The sequence below is a fragment of the Rhizobium sp. NXC14 genome (assembly GCF_002117485.1).
In the GTDB taxonomy this organism is placed as follows: Bacteria; Pseudomonadota; Alphaproteobacteria; order Rhizobiales; family Rhizobiaceae; genus Rhizobium.
This window is the reverse complement of sequence record NZ_CP021030.1, coordinates 858,224-875,415: the sequence shown is the minus strand read 5'-3', so window position 1 is coordinate 875,415 and position 17,192 is coordinate 858,224. Positions and strand designations below refer to the sequence as shown.

General features: G+C 62.7%; 18 protein-coding genes. 8 read left to right on the top strand and 10 right to left on the bottom strand.

The annotated features are described in order from the left end of the window. Positions 1-23: 23 nt before the first annotated feature. The 3 genes from hisG to hisS form a co-directional block, all read right to left on the bottom strand. The gene (gene hisG, locus NXC14_RS04275; RefSeq protein WP_085777103.1) at positions 24-719 is read right to left on the bottom strand and encodes an ATP phosphoribosyltransferase; all 696 of its coding nucleotides are present in this window, start codon (positions 717-719) and stop codon (positions 24-26) included. After that, positions 716-1,837, bottom strand: a complete 1,122-nt coding sequence (locus NXC14_RS04270; RefSeq protein WP_085777102.1) for an ATP phosphoribosyltransferase regulatory subunit — start codon at positions 1,835-1,837, stop codon at positions 716-718. Before NXC14_RS04270 ends, hisG begins: the two co-directional genes overlap by 4 nt. Before the next feature lie 180 nt (positions 1,838-2,017). Next, entirely contained in the window at positions 2,018-3,589 is a 1,572-nt protein-coding gene (hisS, locus tag NXC14_RS04265) for a histidine--tRNA ligase (RefSeq protein ID WP_085777101.1), read from the bottom strand. Positions 3,590-3,717: 128 nt separating this feature from the next. Between hisS and NXC14_RS04260 the strand changes: the two genes are divergently transcribed. The 3 genes from NXC14_RS04260 (at position 3,718) to NXC14_RS04250 (ending at position 5,365) form a co-directional block, all read left to right on the top strand. Beyond that, on the top strand, positions 3,718-4,482 hold the full coding sequence (locus NXC14_RS04260; RefSeq protein WP_085777100.1) for a hypothetical protein: 765 nt from the start codon (positions 3,718-3,720) through the stop codon (positions 4,480-4,482). Positions 4,483-4,561: 79 nt separating this feature from the next. Further along, positions 4,562-4,930 carry a hypothetical protein gene (locus NXC14_RS04255; RefSeq protein ID WP_085777099.1) on the top strand — a complete coding sequence of 123 codons (369 nt, stop codon included), beginning with the start codon at positions 4,562-4,564 and terminating at the stop codon, positions 4,928-4,930. Between the two features lie 75 nt (positions 4,931-5,005). Further along, positions 5,006-5,365, top strand: a complete 360-nt coding sequence (locus tag NXC14_RS04250; protein WP_085777098.1) for a DUF305 domain-containing protein — start codon at positions 5,006-5,008, stop codon at positions 5,363-5,365. A 71-nt stretch (positions 5,366-5,436) separates the two neighbouring features. Here the strand turns inward: NXC14_RS04250 and NXC14_RS04245 are convergent, their stop codons facing one another. Continuing rightward, a complete protein-coding gene (locus NXC14_RS04245) occupies positions 5,437-6,486 on the bottom strand; it encodes an aldo/keto reductase (protein ID WP_085777097.1) in 1,050 nt (349 codons plus the stop codon). Between the two features lie 255 nt (positions 6,487-6,741). On the opposite strand from NXC14_RS04245, the gene NXC14_RS04240 reads away from it, so the two are divergent. Then, positions 6,742-7,446 (top strand): HAD family hydrolase, encoded by a 705-nt coding sequence (locus tag NXC14_RS04240; RefSeq protein ID WP_085777096.1) that lies wholly within the window; start codon positions 6,742-6,744, stop codon positions 7,444-7,446. 12 nt (positions 7,447-7,458) lie between these two features. Here NXC14_RS04240 and NXC14_RS04235 read toward each other — a convergent pair whose 3' ends face one another. Together NXC14_RS04235 and NXC14_RS04230 are read right to left on the bottom strand one after the other, a co-directional pair. After that, complete coding sequence (locus tag NXC14_RS04235) at positions 7,459-7,959, bottom strand: hypothetical protein (protein WP_085777095.1); 501 nt, start codon at positions 7,957-7,959, stop codon at positions 7,459-7,461. Next, a complete protein-coding gene (locus NXC14_RS04230) occupies positions 7,956-8,585 on the bottom strand; it encodes a DNA-3-methyladenine glycosylase I (RefSeq protein ID WP_085777094.1) in 630 nt (209 codons plus the stop codon). The genes NXC14_RS04235 and NXC14_RS04230 overlap by 4 nt, the downstream gene beginning before the upstream one ends. A gap of 228 nt (positions 8,586-8,813) precedes the next feature. On the opposite strand from NXC14_RS04230, the gene NXC14_RS04225 reads away from it, so the two are divergent. The 3 genes from NXC14_RS04225 to NXC14_RS04215 all read left to right on the top strand — a co-directional run bounded on the left by NXC14_RS04225 (position 8,814) and on the right by NXC14_RS04215 (position 11,283). Next, positions 8,814-9,560, top strand: a complete 747-nt coding sequence (locus tag NXC14_RS04225; RefSeq protein WP_085777093.1) for a L,D-transpeptidase — start codon at positions 8,814-8,816, stop codon at positions 9,558-9,560. A gap of 234 nt (positions 9,561-9,794) precedes the next feature. Continuing rightward, positions 9,795-10,487 carry a L,D-transpeptidase gene (locus NXC14_RS04220; RefSeq protein WP_085777092.1) on the top strand — a complete coding sequence of 231 codons (693 nt, stop codon included), beginning with the start codon at positions 9,795-9,797 and terminating at the stop codon, positions 10,485-10,487. Between the two features lie 121 nt (positions 10,488-10,608). After that, positions 10,609-11,283: an outer membrane beta-barrel protein gene (locus tag NXC14_RS04215; protein WP_085777091.1), complete on the top strand. Its 675-nt coding sequence runs from the start codon at positions 10,609-10,611 to the stop codon at positions 11,281-11,283. A gap of 142 nt (positions 11,284-11,425) precedes the next feature. Here NXC14_RS04215 and NXC14_RS04210 read toward each other — a convergent pair whose 3' ends face one another. From NXC14_RS04210 to NXC14_RS04190, 4 genes are all read right to left on the bottom strand, one after another. Further along, positions 11,426-11,863, bottom strand: a complete 438-nt coding sequence (locus NXC14_RS04210) for a hypothetical protein (RefSeq protein ID WP_085777090.1) — start codon at positions 11,861-11,863, stop codon at positions 11,426-11,428. A gap of 43 nt (positions 11,864-11,906) precedes the next feature. Further along, positions 11,907-13,217 (bottom strand): glycolate oxidase subunit GlcF, encoded by a 1,311-nt coding sequence (gene glcF / locus NXC14_RS04205; protein ID WP_085777089.1) that lies wholly within the window; start codon positions 13,215-13,217, stop codon positions 11,907-11,909. 238 nt (positions 13,218-13,455) lie between these two features. Beyond that, complete coding sequence (gene glcE / locus NXC14_RS04195; RefSeq protein ID WP_085777088.1) at positions 13,456-14,655, bottom strand: glycolate oxidase subunit GlcE; 1,200 nt, start codon at positions 14,653-14,655, stop codon at positions 13,456-13,458. Beyond that, positions 14,652-16,091 carry an FAD-linked oxidase C-terminal domain-containing protein gene (locus tag NXC14_RS04190; protein ID WP_085777087.1) on the bottom strand — a complete coding sequence of 480 codons (1,440 nt, stop codon included), beginning with the start codon at positions 16,089-16,091 and terminating at the stop codon, positions 14,652-14,654. Before NXC14_RS04190 ends, glcE begins: the two co-directional genes overlap by 4 nt. Before the next feature lie 157 nt (positions 16,092-16,248). Here NXC14_RS04190 and NXC14_RS04185 point away from each other — a divergent pair, with 157 nt between their 5' ends. Further along, positions 16,249-17,145, top strand: coding sequence for a LysR family transcriptional regulator (locus NXC14_RS04185; RefSeq protein WP_085777086.1), 897 nt, complete (start codon positions 16,249-16,251; stop codon positions 17,143-17,145). Positions 17,146-17,192: the final 47 nt, after the last annotated feature.

Sequence of the window (17,192 nt, the reverse complement as noted above, 5' to 3'; positions counted from 1 at the left end):
TTCTTTCGCGTTGATAGTAGAGATTAGAGGGCGGCGCGCACCGCGTCGACGATCGCCTGCACGACCGGCGAGTCCACGTGGCTCTCCTTGCGGGCACGCACGAGGCAAGCCTCTGAATGCAGAATGACACCGTCTTGGAGCACCTTCAGATGATTGGCCCGTAGCGTCGAGCCGGTGGAGGTGATATCGACGATGATATCGGCCGAACCGGAGGCGGGAGCGCCCTCGGTCGCACCCAGGCTTTCGACGATGCGATAAAGCTGGATGCCATGCTGGCTCGAAAAGAACTGCTGGGTCAGGCGCCAGTACTTGGTGGCGATGGCAAGGCGTCGGCCGTGGCGGGCGCGGAAATCGGCGGCGACATCGCCGAGATCGGCCATGGTGTCGACATCGAGCCAGATCTCGGGCACCGCGACGACGACATCGGCGTGGCCGAAGCCGAGCCGGGCGCAGAATTCGACACGCTTGTCGACCTCGGAAAAGCCCTCGCGCATCAGGTCCTCGCCTGTAACGCCGAAATCGACGGTGCCGTTGCCGAGTTCGCGGGAGATTTCCGACGCCGACAGGAAGGCGATCTCGACATCATCCCAGCCATCGACGCGGCCGCGATAGGAGCGGTCGTTGCCAACCGCCGAAATCGGCATGCCGGCCCGCTCGAATATCGACGAAGCGTCGTCCTTCATCCGGCCCTTCGAGGGAAGCGCGATCGTGATGGTCATGCGGCTGCCCTTTCGGTTTCGATGCGGTCGAGCCAGAAGGAGAAGCCGACGGCCGGAATGCGATCCGTCGCGCCGAGGAAGGTTAAGAGCCGGTCGAAGCGGCCGCCGCCGGCTAGAACCGCGCTCGAACCTTCCACCGTCACCTCGAAGACGAGGCCGGTGTAATAATCGAGCGGACGCCCGAAAGCGGCGCGATAGTCCAGGCAGGACAGATCGACGCCGGCATCGGCAAGGGCGGCAACGCGGCCGTTGAAGCGCGACAGCGCATTGCCGAGCTTCAGGCCGGCAGCGTCGGCAAAGCCGGCAAGTGCTGCGGACGCATTGACGAGCGGTACGTGCAGCGACAGGAACTCTTCCAGCACATGGAAGGCGGCATCGTCGAGACGCGTCTCGGACAGGATGAGCTTTTCCTTGAGGCGGCGGGCGATCTCCAGAGGCGAGCGGCTGGCATTCGTCGAGTAACCCGTCGCCTGCATCTCGTGCTCGATATGGGCGACGAGCGCCTGATCGTCGCCTGATGCAACAATCCTGGCGATATCATCGTCGAGGCCGGTGACGAATTGCGGGCTGACGAGGCCGGCCAGCAGCGCCTCCAGCTGCCTCATGTTGCCGAAAGCGTGGATCAGTCGCTTCTGCCAGCCGAGCGGCAGGCCGAGCGCCTGGACGACCGCCTCGAACACCGCCTGATCGCCCAAAGTCACGGCTAAGCGCCGGCCCGGCAGCAGGCGGGCGAGAATGCCGGTGGCGTCGCCGATGGCGCGCGCATCGGCGCCCGGTATGTCGATGTCGCCGAGATCCTCGATGCCGGCCTGATAGAATTCATTGGCGCCGTCGCGGCGCTGGCGGAAGACCTCGCCGAGATAGGCGTAACGCTTGGGCGTGCCGGTCGCCGTCTCGATGTGGCGCAGACAGACGGGGATGGTGAATTCGGGCCGCAGGCAGAGGCTGGCGCCGGTTTCGCTCTCGGTCATGAAGATGCGCCGGCGCAGATCCTCGCCGGCAATATCGAGGAACGGCTCGGCCGGCTGAATGACCGGCGTATCGATGCGCTCCGCGTTGCGGGCGTCAAATTCGGCAAGCAGCTCGCTGGAGAATTCGGGGAGGTTGATCAGGGGCATTGGGTTGACTTCCCTCTTCTCCCCAACGGGGAGAAGATGCCCGACAGGGCAGATGAGGGGGATGAGGAGTGTAAACGACGAATGTCCTGAGCGGCGAGCGAAGGACAGCTTCTGCCGTGGCGCGCCCTCATCCGACCCTTCGGGCCACCTTCTCCCCGAGGGGAGAAGGGGAGTTCTCTCTCAAATGTCGTCATCTGTGTCACCGGCTTGAGCGGGATCATATGGAGTTTCGAAGCGGGAGCCTGCCCTCTTCCGATCTTCCGCCTGCGCCGCAAGGATATCTCTCACCTTGGCGACGAGATCGGCTTCCGCCACCGTCTCCTGCGCCACGCGGGCCTCGCGCCAGCTGGCATTGTCCTCGATCTCGCCGGAGAGCCGCTTGCCCTCGATCAGATCCTTGATCTGCACGACGCCTTGGGCGCGCTCGTCGCCACCCTGGATGATGGCAATGGGGCAGCCGCGGCGGTCGGCATATTTCAGCTGGTTGCCGAATTTCTTCCAGTTGCCCTGGAACATCTCGGCGCGGATGCCGGCGGCGCGCAGCTGCTGGGTCATCCACTGGTAGCGGCCCATCGCCTCGACGTCGCCGTCCATCACCGTCACCAGCACCGGCTCGATCAACGCGCTCGCTCCGAGCTTGCCGAGGTTCTTCAGCGCCGTCATCAGGCGCGAGACGCCGATCGAAAAGCCGGTCGCCGGCACCGGCTGGCCCATGAAGCGTGAGACCAGGCCGTCATAACGGCCGCCGCCACCGACCGAGCCGAAGACGACCTTCTCGCCCTTTTCATTGGTGACGTCGAAGAGAAGCTCGGCCTCATAGACTGGGCCGGTATAATATTCGAGGCCGCGCACGACCGAGGGGTCGATCTTGATGCGGTCGGAGCCATAGCCGGCGCTCGTGACGAGTGCACCGATGAAATTCAACTCCTCGACGCCTTCGCCGCCCTTCGAGGTTCCCGCGACGAGTTCGGCCAGGCGGCCGGCGCTTTCGGCATAATCCTTGATGCCGACGAAGAAGAGCACCTTGTCGATCTGCTCCTGATTGAGGCCGGCGCCCTTGGTGAAGTCGCCGGATTCGTCCTTGCGGCCGGGTCCGAGGAGCAGCGCCACACCTTCCGGCCCGAACTTGTCGAGCTTATCGATGGCGCGCAGAACGTTGAGCCGCTGGCCGGCCTTGTCGTCCCCGCCGAGGCCGATCGCCTCCAAGACGCCGTCCAGAACCTTGCGGTTGTTGACGCGGATGACGTAGTCGCCGCGCTTGATGCCGAGGGCTTCCAGCGTATCGGCCATCATCATGCACATTTCGGCATCGGCCTGGACGCCAGGCGCGCCCACGGTATCGGCATCGAACTGCATGAACTGGCGGAAGCGACCGGGGCCGGGCTTCTCGTTACGGAAGACGTAGCCGGCGCGATAGGTGCGGTAGGGAAGCTGGATCTCGTTGAAATTTTCCGCGACGTGGCGGGCGAGCGGCGCCGTCAGGTCGTAACGCAGCGACATCCACTGCTCGTCATCATCCTGCAGCGAGAAGACGCCCTCGTTCGGCCGGTCGCTGTCGGGCAGAAACTTGCCGAGCGCATCGGTATATTCGAACAGCGGCGTTTCCACAGGATCGAAACCATAATGCTCGTAGACTTCCCGGATCTTTGCCGTCATCTCATTGACGGCGCGGATATCGTCGGCCGAGCGGTCGACGAAGCCGCGCGGCAGGCGGGCCTTGAGCTTTTGCGGTTTCTTCTGCTTGTCGTTCATTTCCGGGAATTCCGCTGACTGTGACAGTGGCGGTGTCCTAGCGGATTGGGCGGGGAGCGGCAAGGGCGAAGGGCCTTGATGGCACTGCCGGAATCGATTGAACGAGAGGCATTGTTCAGAATGCGGATATGCTCATGATCACTGAGGCGCTCCTCTATGCCGCGACGTTGCCGCTGACCGGCAAGTGCCATCGAAAGTTCATCCGCTATTCCGTCAATCTCTGGTCGCGGGCTGGACGCTGCGCCCGTAATTGGGCCGACCACGAAGAGAAGAGCCGCAACGCGATCCGTGCGGCGGCGGCCGGGCTCCGTCAGAAACGGACCGCCGTCGTGCTCGGCTCCGGCCTGTTGCGGGACGTGCCGATCGACGAGCTGGTACGCGATTTCGACACGGTCGTGCTCATCGATCTCGTTCATCTCGCCTCAGTACGGCTGTGGGTTGCGGCCAAGGGCTATCGCAACGTCCGGCTGATCGAGCGCGATCTCTCCGGCTATGACGAACTCGCGGCCGGGCAGGAAGCCGAACCGCTCGGCTTCCTGCGTAGCGTGCCCTATCTCGATTTCGCGGTTTCCGCCAATCTCTTGTCGCAGATCGGCCGCGGCGTGAAACGGCGCCATGAGGCAGAGGCGGCGGGTCGAATGCCTGAAGACACTGTGGAGAGGCTGGTCGCTGCGCATCTCAGCGGCCTTTCGGGACTTTGCTGCCGGCATTGCCTCGTGACCGACATCGCCTATGCCGTCATCGACCGCAACGGCAAAACACATGAGGAGGCCGACTTGCTGCATGGCATCGCCCCGCCACCGGCGAAAGCGGTCTGGACATGGCCGGTCGCTCCGCTCGGCGAAGAGAGCAGGGATTACAGGATCGAACACAAGGTGATTGCCGCCTGGTGAAAGGCCTGTCGACGCCGTCGACGATTGAGATTTGCGTTACTGACTTGGCTTCCGCCGGGATTTGCCTACATTGAAACTCATGCGCACGCTCGCTCTCATGACGATGGTACTCGGCTGGCTGGTCTACAGCGCGATGTCCGCATGGGCAGGCTGTCCGACATGCGCATCGATGAACGGGCCGGCGGCCCCCAAGTCCGCCACCATGGATCACGCGATGGCCGGGATGGACATGTCCGGAGCGACGGGCAAGGCGCAGGCGCTGAAAGATCCCTGCGCTGCCGGCAGGGCGGCGCAAATGCCACTTTGTGCGGCCTGTCTGTTGCTGCCGCCGGCGGCCATGACGGCCGCTGGTGTAAAGCCGGTTTTCGCCTATCCCGCGCCGGCGCTTGCCCGCGTCCTGGATGACGATCGCCCTGCTCCGCTGGCGCCCCCTCCCCGAATGTTCTGATCTCGGATTCTTTCATGCCGAACGGGCGGCAGGCGCCGCCCAAAAACCTATTGTCAGACAGAGGAAGGAACTCTCATGTCTCTGAAAATCATCGCCATCACCGCAGTGCTCGCTGCCCTTGCTTCGCCCGCTCTTGCCGAAGACAAACCCATGGACATGAGCAAGCCGATGACCGGCCACGACGCCTCCAGCCAGGCGTTCAAGAAGGCGAACGACAAGATGCACGATGATATGATGATCAAGTACAGTGGCGACGCCGATACGGATTTCGTCCGCAGCATGATCCCCCACCATCAGGGAGCGATCGACATGGCCAAGATCGAGCTCCAGTACGGAAAGGACCCCGATCTGCGCAAACTCGCCGAAGCCGTCATCAAGGCACAGGAAGCCGAGATTACGGAGATGAATGCCTGGCTCAAAGCACACGGCAAATAGCCGATCGTCTGGAAACGGGGACGCCGGATCTTTCCGGCGCCCCTGCGAAGTGCTGGACCGGATTTCGACGATCAGTCCTTCGGCTCGAAATCGGCCGGGCGTCGGCCGGCTCCCTGCCTTGCCAGCATCCAGCCCGGATATTCAGGCGCCAGCGCGCTTACCTCGTCGAGCCTCTGCATATCGCCTTCGTCGAGCTTCAGCCTGACGGCGGCGAGGTTCTGATCGAGCTGATCGACACGCTTGGCGCCGATGATGACCGAGGTGACGAAAGGCTTTGCGAGGATGTAGGCGAGCGCAACGGTCGCGACGCTGACGCCATGCTTTTCGGCAATCTCGCGCATGACGGCGACGCAGGCCCAGGCCCTGTCCTTGTCGACCGGCGGGAAGTCGAAATTGGCGCGGCGGCCCTCGCCGTTGCCGGGGGCGCCCGGACCATACTTGCCGGAGAGCAGGCCGCCGGCGAGCGGCGACCAGACCATCAGTCCGAGCTTTTCCTCCTGCATCATCGGCACGATGTCCCGTTCGAGATCACGGCCGGCGATGGAATAATAGGCCTGCACCGTTTCGAACCGGGCAAAGCCGCGGCGTTCGGAGAGACCGAGCGCCTTGGAAATGCGCCAGGCCTGCCAGTTGGAGACGCCGATATAGCGCACAAGACCACGCGAAACGAGATCGTCGAAAGCGCGCAACGTCTCCTCGATCGGCGTCACCGTATCTGTCGCGTGGATCTGATAGAGGTCGATATGATCGGTCTGCAACCGCTTGAGGCTCGCCTCGACCGAATCCATGATATGGCCGCGCGAGGCGCCGCGGTCGTTCGGCTTGTCGCCCATGACGCCATAGACCTTGGTGGCGATGACGACGTCCTTGCGGGGGATGTCGAGGTTCTTCAGCGCTTGGCCGAGCAGCCTTTCGGACTCGCCTGATGAATAGACATCGGCCGTGTCAATGAAATTGACGCCTGCTGCCAGCGAGCGCTCGACGATCCGGTCAGCGGCCTTCTGGTCGACATCGGCGATGGCGCCCCACATGCTGCCTTCTTTGGCTTCGCCGAAGGTCATCGTGCCCAGGCAGATTTCCGAGACGAAAAGTCCCGTATTTCCGAGTTGATTGTAACGCATGGTCGAAAAAATCCTTTGTGTCTGCCGCAAGAGGGACTTGCGAACGGAAGAACTTCATCTTTTGATTATTGGCCTGCGCGCGACAGGCACAGCCGTGGCTGGCTGCTGGGTGAGGCCCATTCGATGTAGTGCGACGGCGGCGCTTTTCAACGCCAGGCCTTGTCGCATCGAAGGCTGACGCCCTTGTCTCGACTTAGCCCTTGTCTCGACACAGGCGGCCGATAGATTGCCGGCCATAGTTCAAGAGGTGCACATGTGACGACGCGAGCACTGACGACGATCGGCTTCGACGCCGACGACACGCTTTGGCAGAACGAACAATATTACCGACTGACGGAAGCTCATTTTACCGAGCTTCTTGCCGATTTCGCCGAAGGCCCGAAGATCTCCGAGCGGCTGCTGGAAGCCGAGAAACGCAATCTTCGCCACTACGGCTTCGGCATCAAGGGCTTCACCCTATCGATGATCGAGACGGCGATCGAGATCACCGAGGGCAAGGTGCCGGCGAGCGTCATCGCCAAGATCCTCGATACTGGTCGCGACCTGCTCAGCCATCCGGTCGAGACGATGCCGCATGCGCGCGACACGCTGGAGTCTCTCGCCGGCAAGTATCTGCTTGTCATGATCACCAAGGGCGATCTCTTCGACCAGGAGCGTAAGCTCGCCCAATCCGGGCTCGGCGACTTCTTCGATGCCGTCGAGATCGTCTCCGACAAGACTGCCGTCACCTATCGCCGCATCTTCTCCAAGGTTGGCGACGGGCCGGAGCGAGCGATGATGGTCGGCAATTCGCTGAAATCGGATATCGTGCCGGCGATCGCCGCCGGCAGCTACGGCGTCTTCGTGCCGCACGAACTCACCTGGGTGCTGGAACATGTGGACGAACCGACGGGAGCGCCGCGCTTCCGCAAGATCGGCCATCTCGGCGAATTGCGCGAACTGATTGACGGGCTCGCATAGCGCGGCCGCGCCTCACTTCGCCTTGGGAGGCGCCTTCGGAAACAGTGAGGGCGATTCCGGCTCAGCCGGCGGCTGCTGCGGGGCTGCGGTCAAGGGCTCGATCAGGATGCTGAAGGGGGCGCCGAGGCCGCGGCGCGGCGAGACCTTGGAGTAATAGGGCCGCAGCAGCCAGGTGGTATTTTCCTTCACCGTCGTCTGGTAGCTCATGCCGTCCTCATCGGTGCCGAAGAAAGCTTCGTCATCGGGCTTCGACAGGTCGAAGATCGCCAGGAAGGCGAACTTGCTCTTGGTGGAAAAATCGATCTTCACATGCTGACCGGCGCGCACCGGCAGCGTGTAAACATGGCTATTGCCGAATTTCGTCCATCCCTTGAGTTGCATCGTGACGGCCGGAAACTGCAGCTTCTCCAGCTTCTCGCCGGGATCGAGCTGCGGCGTCTGCGCCGCGGCAAATGCCGGCAAGAAGAACAGGGCAAGGGCAGCGAACAATATTTTCACGGACAGATCTTTCATGGTCGAACCAGCACGGCGCGCATCGCCTCCACCTCGGGCCGGCAGAAACAACCCTCCAGATGATCGTTGACGAGGCCCATCGCCTGCATGAAGGCATAAATTGTGGTCGGGCCGACAAAGGTCCAGCCGCGTTTCTTCAGATCCTTCGAAATGATGACCGATGTCGGCGTCGTCGGATTGGCGACGATGTGGTCGCGATCGACCACAGCCGGCCGCTCGTTGTGGCCGGGTTCGTAGCGCCAGAAATAACCGGCGAGCGAGCCGAATTCGTCCCTAAGTTCGATGGCGCGCCTGGCATTGTTGATCGTGGAGACGATCTTGCCGCGATGACGGATAATGCCGGCATCGGCCAGGCAGCGGGCCACATCCCGCTCACCGAAGAGGGCAACCTTCTCGAAATCGAAACCGGCAAAGGCGGCGCGGAAATTCTCCCGCTTGCGCAGGATGGTCAGCCAGGAAAGGCCGGACTGAAATCCTTCGAGGCAAATCTTCTCGAACAGGCGGATATCGTCGGTGACCGGCCGGCCCCATTCCTCGTCGTGGTACTTGAGATAGTCCGGCAGGTTGGCGTGCCAGTGGCAGCGGCTCCTGCCGTCCTCGCCGATGATGATGCCATTCGTGCTCATGTCCGCTTCATTTTCGGGGATCCGCTTCGCTCACCAGTCATGATTCCGGCTTTACCATTTGCAAACCGTCTTTCCAAACCGATCGGTAACCCTGACGAAAAGTTTATTCGGCCCGTCGGTTTTTCACGGATCAATCTTTACCATTCGCTGGCGGATGGGGTGGCAGCGTCTGTGCGAGCGGATCCGTCCCGCCAGTCCATTTTCGGTCATTTGTAGAGAGTTCGTCCGATGATGAAACACCTTTTTCTAGCCGCAGCCTTCTGCGGCATCTTCTCCACGGCCGCCATTGCGGACGACCGCTACGCCACCCGTCCGCCAATCATCCTCAGCCCCGATCTGACCGGACCGTGGATCAATCAGCTCGGCGGCAAGGTCCGGCCTGTCGTCTATCAGCGCCCGGTGGTGCAGCCGCAGCAGCGTGGTCTTTTCCAGCGCCGCATCATACGTCAGGCGCCGCAGCCGGCCCCTCAGACCGTTTCGGCGATCAATCCCGGCATACCGGCGATCCGCCATCCGATCGAGCCGCAATATCTGCCGCAGATGGTCGATTACGACACCACGGAAAAGCCCGGGACCATCGTCATCGACACCAACAACCGCTTTCTCTATCTGGTCATGGACGGCGGCAAGGCGCGGCGCTACGGTGTCGGCGTCGGCAAGCCGGGCTTCGAATGGGCGGGCGTCCATAAGATCACCCGCAAGACGGAATGGCCGGACTGGACGCCGCCTTCCGAGATGATCAGCCGCGAGGCCGCCAAGGGCCATTATCTGCCGGCGCGCATGGACGGCGGCCCGGAAAACCCGCTTGGCGCGCGCGCCATGTATCTTGGCTCGACGCTTTACCGCATCCATGGCACCAACGCGCCCTGGTCAATCGGCAGCGCCGTTTCTTCCGGCTGCATCCGCCTGCGCAACGAGGACGTCGTCGATCTCTACGACCGCGTCAACGTCGGAACCCGCGTTATCGTCATGTAACGGCACACGCAAAAGCTGGAGCACCAGCAAGAGTGTTCAGCGGTTTTGCGTTGAGAATTCCGTAAAAACAACGAGATGGAGCATTTTCGTGTTTCGGAGAAATACGGAAATGCTCTATGAAGCCGCTAAGACAGGCGGCTCCACTCGTCAAAATTGCTTTATCCGGCCATGTCGATCTTGAATCGGGCAGAAGATCATGTAGCTTCGGGCGGACTTGCTTGAGGGGAATCGACTATGATCAAAGTGATGCCGGGACTGGCCGCGGCCGGACTTGTCCTGTCCTTGATTTCTACATCAGCCTTCGCCGCGCCGGTCGGCTCGGCTTCCGACAATGCACGGCAGCCGGCGCAGATTGTGCGCGTGGCGCAGATGCCGAAGTACGTAAAGCCGCAGTTCAAGCGCAAGAAAGTGCGCCTGGTGACGACGGAAGCGGCTGGCACCGTCATCATCGATACTAACAACAAATATCTCTACCTGGTCGAAGGCAACAACCGCGCCACCCGCTACGGCATCGGCGTCGGCCGCGACGGCTTCGGCTGGTCGGGCATCGTTAAGATCGGCCGCAAGGCCGAATGGCCGGCCTGGACGCCTCCCGCCGAAATGCGCCGCCGCGAAGCCGCCAAAGGCCACATCATCCCCGCCTACCAGGAAGGCGGCGAGGACAATCCGCTCGGCGCCCGCGCCATGTATCTCTATCAGGGCGGCCGCGACACCATCTTCCGCATCCACGGCACCAACCAGCCTTGGACGATCGGCCTCAACATGTCTTCCGGCTGCATCCGCATGATGAACGAGGACGTGATGCATCTTTACGATCGCGCCCCCGTCGGCACCAAGGTGATCGTCATCGGTCCCGGCAACAAGCAGGGCAACGTGGCGTTCGAAGACAGAGGCATCGACGTTTTGCGCACGATGTTCGGCGGCTGAGCAACACTTTAGAAAAAAACGAAAGGCGCCATTGGAGGCGCCCTTTGTTTTGCTTAGACATTGCGGCGGAAAACTGCCAAAGCTGCCTCAGAGTCGACATATTGCAATTTGGGGTTATTCAATGACGTCTGCGCTGCGCTCCTCCGCCTCCCTTCTTGCGGGCATCGCATTTTTCACCATCTTTTCAGCCGCCTCGGCTTCAGCGGAAGATCTGGAATTCTCCATCTATGGCGGCTACCAGACCGCGCCGCACAGTGGTGTTGACCTTTCCGACGGCACGCATTTCACCGCCGGTTGGGAAGGCAAATCCTTCGGAAGCCCGCCCTATTACGGCGGCCGCGTCACTTGGTGGCTCGAAAACTTCAACAAGCCGAACTGGGGTATCTCGCTCGATTACACCCATGACAAGGTCTATGCCGACGACGATACCCTCGAAAAGACCGGCTGGTCGCATTTCGAATTCACCGACGGCCTCAACCTGCTAACCATTAACGGTCTCTATCGCTTCCAGGATCCCACCCGCCGCTGGACGCCCTATCTCGGCGCCGGCATCGGCGTCAACATCCCGCATGTCGAAGTGATTCGCCCCGAGGGCAAGACCTGGGCTTATGAATTCGGCGGCGTGACGCTGCAGGCCCAGGCCGGCGTCGACTTCAAGGTGACCGACCGCTGGTCGACCTTCGTCGAATACAAGGGCACTTATTCGCGCGTCGACGTTCCGATCGATAGCGGTGTGGACCTGAAGACCAACATCTTCACGAATGCCGTCAACGTCGGCGTATCGTTCCACTGGTAACAGAATAAGAGAACAGAGCGCCGCGAACCCGGTAGGAGGCGCGGCGCTTTTATTGTTTTTTCGTTCCGATTTCGGTCCGCTGCAACGCTGCACGCCTTTCAGAGGCGCAAAGGACGCGAGGACAGTTTGAATTGCCCCGGCGCTATTTCGTGCCGCAACTGACCTTGCCCGCGGCGGCGTAAGGTTTGCTGCCGCCATCGATGGCCAGGGAATAGGTGCCGCTGAAATTCGCCGCCGGCTTGCCACGCGCGCCGGCGACCACCACCAGATCCAGCGTTGCGCCGCCGGTATCGTCACCGCCGCCGTCGAAGACTTCCAGGAGCAGTTCGCCATCGCGCGACCAGTGATTGCTCAGATGCTGTGATTCGAACACACGTTTTGCAAAGGCCGCTTGTGCGGGATCCTTGACAATAAGCGCGCCGCGGAAATGGTTGAGCCTGTGGCCGGCATCGCTTGCGAAACCGCTCTCGAGGGTGAAGCGCGCCTGCGCGTCATCGGCGGAACAAAATAGGCGGCTGTCGGCACGGGCCGCGCCTGCCGCACCGAGCAGTCCCGCAAGTACAATCATTCCCCGCCACATCGCCCAACCTCCCGGGAGCGGCCCGAATGGGCCCGCATTGCCTTCAGCCTAACGGCAAACCGGTTAATTTTTCCGGCATAGCGCCGCCATAGGCCCAATCGAGAAGTTCGACCGTATGCAGGATCGGGATCTCGGTTCCGGTGGCGATCTGGGTGATGCAGCCGATATTGCCGGTGGCGATGATATCGGCCTTGGTGGCTTCGATGTTTTTGACCTTACGCGCCTTCAGGGCCGCCGAAATCTCCGGCTGCAGGATGTTGTAGGTGCCGGCCGAGCCGCAGCAGAGATGGCCTTCGGCCGGATCGCGCACGGTGAAGCCCGCCGCCTTCAGCAGTTGCTTCGGCTGAAGGGTGATGCGCTGGCCGTGCTGCATCGAACAGGCGGAATGATAGGCGACCGTGATGCCCCTCGGCATATGGGCCGGCAGGTCGAGGGTCGCCAGATATTCGCTAATGTCCTTTGCCAGCGCCGAAACCCTGGCCGCCTTTGCTGCATAGGCGGGGTCGAGGCGCAGCATGTGACCGTAGTCCTTGATCGTCGTGCCGCAGCCCGAAGCGGTGATGATGATCGCATCGAGGCCATGACTCTCGATCTCGCGCGTCCAGATATCGACGTTGGTGCGGGCGCTTGCGAGCGCCTGCTCGGCGCGGCCCATATGGTGGACCAGCGAACCGCAGCAAACCTCGCCTTCCGGCGCCACGACCTCGACGCCGAACCGCGTCAGCAGCCCGATCGCCGCCGCGTTGATGCCGGGATCGAGCACCGGCTGGGCGCAGCCGGACAGGATCGCCACCCGGCCGCGCCGCTCCGCCCCGGGCCGATATGTGCCGGGTTTTGAAAAGTCTGAAGGTGCGGGGATGCGGCGCGGTGCAAGCGCCAGCATGGCGGCAAAGGGCTGCAGCGCTGCCCCCCGCATCAGTGCGGCAAAGGGGCGACCGAGACGGGCGAGATGGATCGCCAGCCGGAACCGGCCGGGAAAGGGCAGCACGGCCGCGAGAATGGCGCGCGTCAGCCGGTTCATGAACGGCCGTCTGTAAGTCTTTTCGATATGGGCGCGGGCGTGATCGACCAGATGCATATAGTCGACGCCCGAGGGACAGGTGGTGACGCAGGCAAGGCAGGAGAGACAGCGGTCGATATGGGTGACGACCTCGGCATCGGCGGGCCGGCCGTTTTCCAGCATGTCCTTGATGAGATAGATGCGACCGCGCGGGCTATCGAGCTCGTTGCCGAGCGTCACATAGGTGGGACAGGTGGCGGTGCAGAAACCGCAATGAACGCATTTGCGCAGGATCTGCTCCGATTCGGCGACGTGGGGGTCGGCGAGCTGGGCGGGAGTGAAATTGGTTTGCATCTAGCGGGGCCTCCGCTTAGGGGGCGCTGTGCCTGGGGCACCCCCCTCTATCCTGCCGGACATCTCCCCCACAAGGGGGGAGATCGGCAAGACGATCGGCCATCGGTCCCTCTCTGCCGTGTTCGACCGGCAGTGCCCCCGTTGTTTGGGGAAGCCGTCGCCCCGATCCGATCTCGCCCCTTGTGGGGGAGATGTCCGGCAGGACAGAGGGGGGTGACCCGCGCACAGACTCATCTTCTCACCCCATCTTCCCCGGATTAAAAATCCCAGCCGGATCGAACTTTTCCTTCACCCGCCGCGACAGCATCGCCACCGCCTCCGGCTCCGGATGGAACGCCGCCGTTGCCGCCCTCGCTGCCTCCGATGCACGGATCAGTGTCGCATGGCCGCCGCCGAGCGCCTTGATGAAGCGGCGGACCAGATCTGCTTCAGGATCCGCCTCCATCCTCATCCAGACGAGACCGCCCTGCCAGTCGTAGAAGGCGTCGACGCCGGCTTCGAGGCGGAGTGCCGAGACCAGTTGATGGCCGTTTCCCGGCGCAACCGAAACGCGCCAGACCGGCCGCGTCGTGCCGTCGGCATAGGGTAATACATCACGGATTTCTCGCCAGAGTCTGCGGCTTTCCGGCTCATCCAGCCGCGTCACCGTGGCAAAGGCCGACATCGCGGCCGCAAGCTTCTCGATGCGCACGTCGACCGAACCGGGCAAGCCTTCGACGCGCAGAACCGTCGCCTCGCCCTCGGGCAATTTGCCGGCAAGGAATTTCCAGGTCACCGTCAGCGGCAGATGGGCAGCACCGGAGATCTCGACCGGCAGCGCCATCGCCGCCGCCATGGCATTGGCCGCTTCGGCATCGTTGAGGCCGGAGAGCACCAGCGTCTGTTCCGTCTTCGGGCGCGGCGGCACGCGGAAGGTCAGTTCGGTGATGAAACCCAGCGTGCCGTGCGAGCCGGCGATCAGCTTGACGAGATCGAGGCCGGTCACATTCTTCATCACCCGGCCGCCGGCCTTGATGATCTCGCCCCTGCCGTTGACGAAGCGCACGCCGAGCAGGCTGTCGCGGGCAGCCCCCGCAATGAGGCGGCGCGGGCCGGAGACATTGGCGGCAAAGACGCCGCCGATCGTCGGCTCGCCCGATCTGCGCATGATTGGCCGATGATCCATTGGCTCGAAGGCAAGCATCTGGCCGCCTTCGGACAGTGCCGCCTCGACCTCGGCAAGCGGCGTACCCGAGCGGACCGTCATGACCATCTCGCCGGGATTGTAGGCGATGATGCCGGAAAGCCTGGTCGATCGCAGCCGGTCTTCCGATGCAACGGCGTTGCCGAAACCCGAGCGCGTATCACCGCCACAGATAGCGAGCGGCCGGTTCGTCTCCGCATGTGTGAGGACGATCGCCGCCGCCTGTTCCTCGCTTGTGGGCATCAGATCGATCATTGGGACGGGCGCCCTTCGAGCGGGAAGACCTTCGATGGGTTGAGGAGCCAGCCCGGATCGAAGGCGGCGCGCACCGCCATCTGCTGGGCGAGATCGGCCTCCGAATATTGATGGCGCATCAGGTCGCGCTTTTCGATGCCGACGCCATGCTCGCCGGTGAGGCAGCCGCCGGCGTCGACGCAGAGCTTGAGGATATCGTTGCCGGCGGCTTCGGCGCGGGCGGCATCCTCGGGGTCGTTGGCATTGAAGAGGATCAGCGGATGCATGTTGCCGTCGCCGGCATGAAAGACGTTGGCAACCCGCAGGCCGTAATGATCGACGATCTCCGTGGTCTTCTTCAGCACATGGGAAAGCTGGCTGAGCGGCACGGTGCCGTCCATGCAGATATAGTCGGCGATGCGGCCGGTGGCGCCGAAGGCGGATTTGCGCCCTTTCCAGATCAGCGCGGCCTCGCTGGCCGACTGACATTCGCGTACGGTCTTCACAGCATGGCGGCGGGCGATCTCGACGATATCCTTCAGGGTGGCGTCCATTTCGGCTTCCGAACCCTCGACCTCGACGATCAGCAGCGCCCCGACATCGAGGGGATAGCCGGCATGGGCGAAGGCCTCGCAGATCTCGATTGCCGGCTTGTCCATGAATTCGATGGCAACCGGGATGATGCCGGCGGCGATGATATCGGCAACGCAGGCGCCGGCCTCTTCCGAGCTTTCGAAGCCGAAGAGCACGGGACGGGCACCTTCCGGCTTGGCGATCAGCCGCACCGTTGCCTCGGTGACTATGCCGAGCTGGCCTTCGTGGCCGCAGACGAGGCCGAGCAGGTCGTAACCGGCCGCGTCCAGCGCCTTGCCGCCGAGCTCGATCACCGTGCCGTCGACAAGCACCATTCTGACGCCGAGCAGATTGTTGGTGGTAACGCCATATTTCAGGCAATGGGCGCCGCCGGAATTCATGCCGATATTGCCGCCGATGGTGCAGGCGAGCTGCGAACTCGGGTCGGGCGCATAGAAAAAGCCGTCCGCGGAGACGGATTCGGAGATGTTGAGATTGGTGACGCCGGCCTGAACCACGGCGACACGGTTCGGCAGATCGATTTCGAGAATGCTGTTCATTTTCGACAGGCCGAGCACGACGGCATCCTCCTGCGGAATGGCGCCGCCGGAAAGCGAAGTGCCGGCGCCGCGCGGCACGACGGGAATGCCGTATCGGTGGCAATAGCGCATGATGGCCGCGACCTCGGCCGTGGTGCGCGGCAGGGCGACGGCGAGCGGGAGGCGGCGATAGGACACGAAGGCGTCGGTTTCGAACGGCACCAGCTCGCGCGCCTCATGAACCAGGCATTCCGGCGGCAGAAGATCGGCGAGATCGGCAACGATCCGGGCGCGGCGCGCCAGCACATCGGCGCGCGGGGCGAGAAACGGAATGGCGTCGGACATGGTGTCCTCCCTGACCCTGACGACCGGAAATCGCAGCGGCAAGATGACAGCGGGACGGGCCGCCAGCCTCTGCCGCCGGTGAACCGGCTTAGCACTTTCCCGAAAGTGGCGCAAATGCTAAGCACTTATGTCAAAAGGGAAAAAGTCTGAAAACCTTATGACCAATCTGGGTGATCTCGAAATCTTTGCCAAGGTCGTTTCGACGGGCAGCATGTCGCTCGCCGGGCGGGCCCTCGGCTTTTCGCCCGCGGTCGTCTCCAAGCGGATCAAACGGCTGGAGGACCGGCTCGGCACCCGGCTTCTGCAGCGCACGACGCGGCAGATCTCGCTGACGGAAGCCGGACAGGGTTTTTACGACCGTGTCCTCGGTATTCTCGCCGGGTTGGAGGAGGCTGAATTTTACATTTCCGGCCGCTCGGCGCAGATGCACGGCACGCTGAAGATCTCGGCGCCGACCTCCTTCGGTCGCATGCATATCGCGCCGCATTTGAAGAATTTCATGGAGGCGCATCCAGAGCTTGCCATTAACCTGGTGCTGACGGACGAATTCTCAGACATCGTCGGAGGCGGCTTCGATCTGGCGATCCGAATCGCCGAGTTGACGGATTCGAGCCTCGTTGCCCGGCGGCTGGCGCCGGTGCGACGGGTGCTCTGTGCCTCGTCGGACTATCTCGCTGCGCATGGCCAACCGGGGGACATCGAGGATCTGAAACACCACCGATGCCTTCCGGCGCACAACAACGACACGTGGCGGCTGATCGGGCCGGAGGGTGCGCTCAGCCTGCGGCCGGAGGGCATGCTGATCACCAATTCCAGCGAAGTGATCCGCGAAGCGGTGATCGCAGGCCTTGGAATTGCCCTGCGCTCGACCTGGGATATCGGCAAGGAACTCAAGTCCGGCCGACTGGTGCAGGTGCTGCCGGCCTATGAGGGCTCACAGAATGTCGGCCTGTCGGCCGTCTATCCCAGCCGCCAGTTCCTGCCGGCCAAAGTGCGGCTGTTCATCGACTATCTGGCCGAGCTTTATGGTCCCGTCCCTTATTGGGAGCTCTGACGCAGATCCGCTGCCTCGGCTTAAAGCGCGCCGCGATCTTCTAGATC